This window comes from Streptomyces sp. 4N124, from assembly GCF_052245395.1.
GTDB lineage: Bacteria > Actinomycetota > Actinomycetes > Streptomycetales > Streptomycetaceae > Streptomyces.
Map to the genome: position 1 here is coordinate 101959 of NZ_JBQQBS010000034.1, position 6165 is coordinate 108123.

Consider the following 6165-nt stretch of genomic DNA (forward strand, 5'->3'; position numbering starts at 1 on the left):
CGTCACATCTCCATGAGCTCGGCTTGGTGCGCCCCCCGCCGTCCCGCGGCGGGCGCCGCCCCCAGGTCGGTGGCGGCCTCCCAGATCTGCTTGCTCTGTGCCGTGGGGACCGTCGCCAGGTTGGCCTTGCGGGCCTCGTCCATGATCGTCTTGAACATGCCCCACAGCTCTCCGGGGCTGTTGGCCCGCTTGGTCAGCCAGCGCATCTCGAGGGGCGCCCCCTTCTGGCCACCGATGTGCGGCACGATCGCGGCATTGGGCTCGTCCGCCTTCGGCAGTGCCTTGCCGGGCGCGATCACCGGGAAGGTCTCGTCGCCGTTGAGCAGGCTGTGCAGCATGCCCGCGGTGTTCTGGACGCCGGTGTGCCCGTGGCCGTACGCCGGCCCGGCCGGGTTCGGCGTGTTGTCCGGGTACTTGTCCAGAAGCTTTTCCCAGTGCCCGACACCGGTCTCGGGGATCTGGCTGTGCATCCACGTGGCGAGTTCGCCGATCACCTCCGGCGCGATGTCCTTCGCGCGCAGCGTGTCGGTGGTGGCCTGCTTCCGGATGGTCCCGAGATTGGCCAGCTTGAGCAGGAACGGCACGGCGTTCTTCGTGGAGGCGGTCGGCCCGCGCACCCCGGCCTCGATCATCGCCGAGCCGATGGCATAGGACAGGCCGAGCGCGAGGGTGCCGGTCAGGGCCTCCTGGTCGCCGGCCCCCAGGTCGGGCACGAGCTTCGGCACGACATCGGAACGCAGCCGTTGCACTGAGCGGTTGACGGCGGCGGCGGCGTCGCGCCAGCCGTCGGCGATGTGCTCCTTGCCGGCTGCCCGCCGGGAGTCGTGGCTGACGTCGTTGGCCTGGAAGCTGTAGAGCGACGGCATCCCGGACGGCAGCACGCCGAGGGTGGCCTGGAGGTACATCTCCGCCTTGATGTCGGACTGGAAGGCCCTGATGGCTGTCTGCACCTTGGGGTGGTCGAACAGTTCCGGGCCCAGCCACGCTCTCAGGGCGGCCAGCGGGGTGCCGGTCCCGGCCATGGGCGAACCCGGCACGGGGAAGAGGTTGCGCACCGGGTCCCGCTGGAAGATCGCGTTGACGTGCTCGTCGATGCGTTCGGCGACCTTCTTGACCGCGGCGTCGGACCCCGGCGCCATCTCGTCGAACGGCGCGGTGACGTACTCGAGGTTGCTCATCGCGGAGGCGAGGTTCCCGGTCGCGACGGGGTTCCCGTCGGACCCGGTCAGCCCGGCGAGCACCATGTGCAGGACGCTGACCCGGCGGGAGAGCGAGTTGTGGTCGGTGAGGATGGTCAGGTTCTCTTCGGTCATCACGGTGGCCGCGTAGGGGAATCCGCCGTGGAAGAACGCGCCGAGCTCCGGGGCGGGCTCCCGCCCGTCGACCGGGTTCAGCCCCGTCGTGGGGTGCTCACCGAAGCTCGGCACGCTCAGCTCCACCTCGAAGCCCACCAGACGCTGTACGGCGTCCGGGTCGGCCGAGCGGTGCACCTCGCCGTGCCCGTGGTCGTGCCCGTCCGCCTCGCTGTGCCCGTGGTCATGTCCGTCGACGGCGCGGGCCACCGGCACGGGCCCGCTCATGACCTTGTGGGCGTTGGTCTCGGCGGCCCTTTCGAACGAGTCCGACGGGTGGGAGAGCTTCAGGCCGTTGCCGTGGTCCGTGCCCGAGACCGGGCCCTTACGCTGCTGGACGACGTGGGTCAACTCGTGGGCCAGGGTGTGCTTGTCGCCCCCGCCGGGGCCGAGTACGACATGGCTGCCGGAGGTGTAGGCGCGGGCGCCGATGGCTCGGGCCGAGCGGGCCGCGGCGGCGCCGGTGTGCAGGCGTACGTCGGAGAAGTCGGTGCCGAAGCGGGACTCCATCTCGTGGCGGATCGGCCCCGCGAACTTCTTGCCGCCCGAGTTCAGGACCTCGGGCACCTCGGTGTCGAGGCTGCCGAACTGCTCCGGGGCGGGTGCGGGGCGGGCCCGGCGGGCGATCATGCCGGTGACCGCGGCGTTGCCCGCGCTGCCCTGCGCCGCCCGCAGCACGTCGGTGGTGAGCGGGGGCGGGACGGCGGCGCCGGCCGAGGATGTCTCCCGTCGGGCGGCGGCTGTGCCGCGCACCGGCCGCTCGGCTTCGGTCCCCTCGGTGCGCCGTCCGGACCTCTGCATCTACTGCCTCCTCGTCGGCGCACGCCTGCTGCGTCCCCCAGTGGACAGCGCGCGCCGACCGGGCGTCCAGGTCCGAACGGGCAGCGCGAGGGCAACGGCGGGTGACGTCCGGACGGTCAGCGCGGGGCGTCCGGAAAGGCAGCGGTCTTGCCCCCGACCAGGTCCCCGGGTCCCTGCCACCTGCCCCACCCGTCCCCGCAGACTCGGCCTGGACACAGGTGACAAGCAAGGACGCTAAGGAGCGAACATGCCGACGTACCTCACCCCGGGCGTATACGTGGAGGAGGTGCAGTCCGGTGCTCGACCGATCGAAGGGGTCGGCACCGCCGTCGCCGCGTTCGTCGGATTCGCCGAGCGCGGACCCTTCCACGCGCCGACGCTGGTCACCAGCTGGGACCAGTACACCCAGGAGTTCGGTGGCTTCACCGAGGGCACCTATCTGGCCCACGCGGTCTACGGGTACTTCTCCAACGGCGGCGGCGCCGCGTACGTGGTGCGCATCGGCGGTTCCGCCGAGGACGCCTCCGCCCCGTCGGCGAACGGCGCCCGGGGCAAGCGGGACGCCAGGGCCGTGGAGCCGGTGGAGCTGGGCGGCTTCCTGGTCGCGGCCAAGCCGGGCGTGACCGGCGTGTCGGTGGAGGTCGCCGACGCGGGCGGTGAGAACCCGCCGGAGGACCGCTTCAAGCTGCTGGTCCGCAGGGGCGACGAGGTCGTGGAGACGTACGACGCCTCCACCCGCAAGAACGTCAAGGGCTACCTGGTCAACCAGGCCCGCGCCTCCAAGCTGATCGAGGTCACCGAGCAGCGCGGCGCCACCCAGACCAAGCCCGCCACGCAGACCCTGGCCGTCCCCGACGCCCCGGGCGCCCCCGCCACGAACGGCGCCGGCGAGGTGGCCCGGCTGAACCCCGCCGAGTACGTCGGCGACTCCGCGGCCCGCACCGGCTTCGGCGGCCTGGAGACCATCGACGAGATCACCATGGTCGCGGTGCCGGACCTGATGAGCGCCTACCAGCGCGGCGACATCGACGCCGAGGGCGTGCGCACCGTGCAGCTCGCCGTGATCTCGCACTGCGAGCAGATGGGCGACCGCGTCGCCGTCCTGGACAGCCCGCCCGGGCTCTCCGCCCAGCAGGTGCGCACCTGGCGCAACGACGAGGCGGGCTACGACTCCCGCTACGCCACCCTCTACTACCCGTGGGTGCGGGTCTTCGACCCGGCCCTGGGCCGCAACACCACCGTCCCGCCGAGCGGTCACGTCGCCGGTGTGTGGGCGCGCAGCGACGGTGAGCGCGGTGTGCACAAGGCGCCCGCGAACGAGGTCATCCGCGGCGCGGTCGACCTGGAGATCCGGCTCAGCAAGGGCGAGCAGGACCTGCTGAACCCGATCGGCGTGAACTGCGTACGGGCCTTCCCCGGCCGCGGTATCCGGATCTGGGGTGCCCGCACCCTCTCCTCCGACCCGGCCTGGCGCTACCTGAACGTGCGCCGCCTGTTCAACTACCTGGAGGAGTCCATCCTCCTGGGCACCCAGTGGGTGGTCTTCGAGCCGAACGACGACCGGCTGTGGGCGAGCATCCGCCGCAATGTCACGGCGTTCCTCCAGGAGGAATGGCGCCGGGGCGCACTGTTCGGCCGCACCGCCGAAGAGGCGTTCTACGTGAAGTGCGACCGCGACAACAACCCGCAGGAGTCCATCGACCAGGGCCGGGTCGTCTGCGAGATCGGCGTCTCGCCGGTCAAGCCGGCCGAGTTCGTGGTCTTCCGGCTGGCCCAGTTCTCCGACAGCACCAGCCTCATCGACGAGTGACCTCCGGGTCCTCAAGGAAAGGTGACAGACAGTCATGGCAACGGGCGATGCTCTTTCCACCCACGTCTTCGGCGTGCAGCTCGGTGGCTACCTGGTCGAGTCGATCCAGGAGATCAGCGGACTGACCGTCGAGGAGGAGGTCGTCGAGGTCAAGCAGGTCAGCGACCAGGGCAAGCAGATCATCCGCAAGCAGCCCGGCGCGCGCCAGGCCGGTGAGATCACGATCACCCGGGGACTCGACCAGAGCAGCGAGTTCACCAAGTGGATCAAGGAGACGCTGAACAACGGTGCCGTCAACACCGCGCGGCAGAACCTCACGATCGAGATCAAGGACACCGAGGGCAACACGGTCCGCCGTATCCAGCTGATGCAGGGCTGGGCCTCCAAGTGGGAGGGCCCCTCGCTGAAGGCGGGCGAGTCGTCGCCGGCCACCGAGTCCGTCACGATCACGTTCGAGGAGATCGTCGTCGAATGAGGCGCCGTACGGTGACGGCGGGCAACCTGGACGAGATCCTCCAGGCCACGGCGCCCGCCCAGGCGTCGGAGCAGGCGGCGGCCACCCCGGCCGCCGCCCCACCGCGCCGTGAGAACCAAGGGCTGCGCACCGAGTTCGAGTTCGAACTGCCGCGCGGGTACGTCGACGACGAGGGCACGGTGCACCGGCACGGTTCGATGCGCCTGGCCACCGCCCGCGACGAACTGCGGCCCCAGATCGACCTGCGGGTCAAGGAGAACCCGGCGTACCTGAGCGTGGTGCTGCTGAGCCAGGTGATCACCCGGCTCGGCAACATCACGGATGTGCACGCCGGGATCGTGGAGCGGATGTACGCCACCGACGTGGCGTTCCTCCAGGACTTCTACCGCCGCGTCAACAGCGAGGGCCACACCCGCGCGGCGGTCACCTGTCCGCACTGCGAGGGCGGCTTCGAGGTCGACCTCTCGGGTGGGCGCCTGGGGGAATCGTGACGTACGCCCTTCCCCGGCTCCGGGAGGAGATCGCGTACATCGCCTATCACTTCCACTGGCAACGCGAGGAGATCCTCGACCTGACCCACGGCGAACGCCAGCAGTGGGTGGCCGAGATCGCCCGTATCAACACCCGCATGAACGAAGGCGGTTGAGCACATGGCATGGCGGGACAGGCTGCGCCGCCGGGCCGCCGGAGCGGACACCGCGGGTCGCCCGCGGCGTACGGAGGGCTCCGGCGCCGGGGGTGGCGGCCGGTCCGGCTCCGGTGATTCGTCCAGTTCTGTACCGGGCCCGTCGGGTGACGGCGGGGGCACGTCCGGTGCCCCCGGCTCCTCCGTGCCCGGCGACTGGGACGGCGGCTGGCGCCGTACCGCCCCGCCGTCCCTCACCGTGGCCCGTGCCCCGCTCGGCGTGAGCGACGGCCTCACCTTCCGCGCGGGCCTGGCCTCCTGGCAGAACCCGTCCTTCGACAACGGCCTCGGCCACGCCCTGCTGCCGACGGCTCCAACGGGCCTGGTCCGCGGGGTCACCCGCCCGGCCGCTCCACAGCCCACTCGTACAGGTGGGGGACCGCTGCTGCTTCGGGCGGTGCGGCAGGAGGGGGCGGATGGGGACCTGGGCAGCGGGGGGCAGGGTTCGGGTTCGTCCGGTTCTGGCTCTTTCGGCTCTTCCGGTACGACGTCCCGCTCGGCGCCCTCCGGGGCCGGGCCCGTGGTTCAGCGTTCCGCCGACAACAGCGGTGCGGGGCAGGGACGTTCGGCCGACGCCCCGCGCACCCGCGGCATCACGTCCGGGGATTCTCCCGCCGTACTCTCCTCGCCGGCTCCCGCCGTCCAACGGGCTGTGGAGCCGGGCACGGCACCGGTCGTGACGCCTGCCGACACCGCCCGTTCGGCCGTCGCTCGCGAGATTCCGCTGGTACGACGGGTCGCGGTGGTCCCGGGCACGACGGCCGACATGTCCAGGCCGGAGTCCGGGAGCGCGTCCCGGTCGCCGGGAGGTTCGGGGGGTCGTACGACTTCCGGACCGGCCGTCCAGCGCACGGCGACGGGGTCACGGCCGCAGGCATCCACTCCCTCCAGCGCCGACGCGCCCCAAGTGGCCGTCCAGCTCCGCCCGGTGGGGCCCCGCCTGACCGTCGCCCGGCGCCAGGCCGGACCCGCGCGCCGCGTCCCCGCCCTGCGACCGGCCGCGCCCGACACCCGCCCAGCCGCTGACACGTCCGGCGCTCCC

Annotated in this window: 5 protein-coding genes and 1 pseudogene; 5 read left to right on the top strand and 1 reads right to left on the bottom strand. The window is 71.8% G+C overall.

Going from position 1 to position 6165, the window contains the following annotated elements; all coding sequences use genetic code 11:
- Positions 1-2: 2 nt before the first annotated feature.
- Positions 3-2153: an eCIS core domain-containing protein gene (locus ACTWQO_RS29870; RefSeq protein WP_443240476.1), complete on the bottom strand. Its 2151-nt coding sequence runs from the start codon at positions 2151-2153 to the stop codon at positions 3-5.
- Between the two features lie 247 nt (positions 2154-2400).
- On the opposite strand from ACTWQO_RS29870, the gene ACTWQO_RS29875 reads away from it, so the two are divergent.
- The 5 genes and pseudogenes from ACTWQO_RS29875 to ACTWQO_RS29895 form a co-directional block, all read left to right on the top strand.
- On the top strand, positions 2401-3963 hold the full coding sequence (locus ACTWQO_RS29875; protein WP_443240477.1) for a phage tail sheath family protein: 1563 nt from the start codon (positions 2401-2403) through the stop codon (positions 3961-3963).
- Between the two features lie 34 nt (positions 3964-3997).
- Positions 3998-4438, top strand: a complete 441-nt coding sequence (locus ACTWQO_RS29880) for a phage tail protein (protein WP_210573033.1) — start codon at positions 3998-4000, stop codon at positions 4436-4438.
- Entirely contained in the window at positions 4435-4929 is a 495-nt protein-coding gene (locus tag ACTWQO_RS29885; protein ID WP_443240478.1) for a hypothetical protein, read from the top strand. Before ACTWQO_RS29880 ends, ACTWQO_RS29885 begins: the two co-directional genes overlap by 4 nt.
- Complete coding sequence (locus ACTWQO_RS29890; protein ID WP_163014002.1) at positions 4926-5084, top strand: DUF6760 family protein; 159 nt, start codon at positions 4926-4928, stop codon at positions 5082-5084. Before ACTWQO_RS29885 ends, ACTWQO_RS29890 begins: the two co-directional genes overlap by 4 nt.
- 4 nt (positions 5085-5088) lie before the next feature.
- A pseudogene (locus tag ACTWQO_RS29895) lies at positions 5089-6165 on the top strand (hypothetical protein); the annotation flags it as partial.

Coding starts and splice junctions, on each gene's coding strand:
- ACTWQO_RS29870 (WP_443240476.1), bottom strand. CDS start 2,153: ATGCAGAGGTCCGGACGGCGCACCGAGGGGACCGAAGCCGAGCGGCCG.
- ACTWQO_RS29875 (WP_443240477.1), top strand. CDS start 2,401: ATGCCGACGTACCTCACCCCGGGCGTATACGTGGAGGAGGTGCAGTCC.
- ACTWQO_RS29880 (WP_210573033.1), top strand. CDS start 3,998: ATGGCAACGGGCGATGCTCTTTCCACCCACGTCTTCGGCGTGCAGCTC.
- ACTWQO_RS29885 (WP_443240478.1), top strand. CDS start 4,435: ATGAGGCGCCGTACGGTGACGGCGGGCAACCTGGACGAGATCCTCCAG.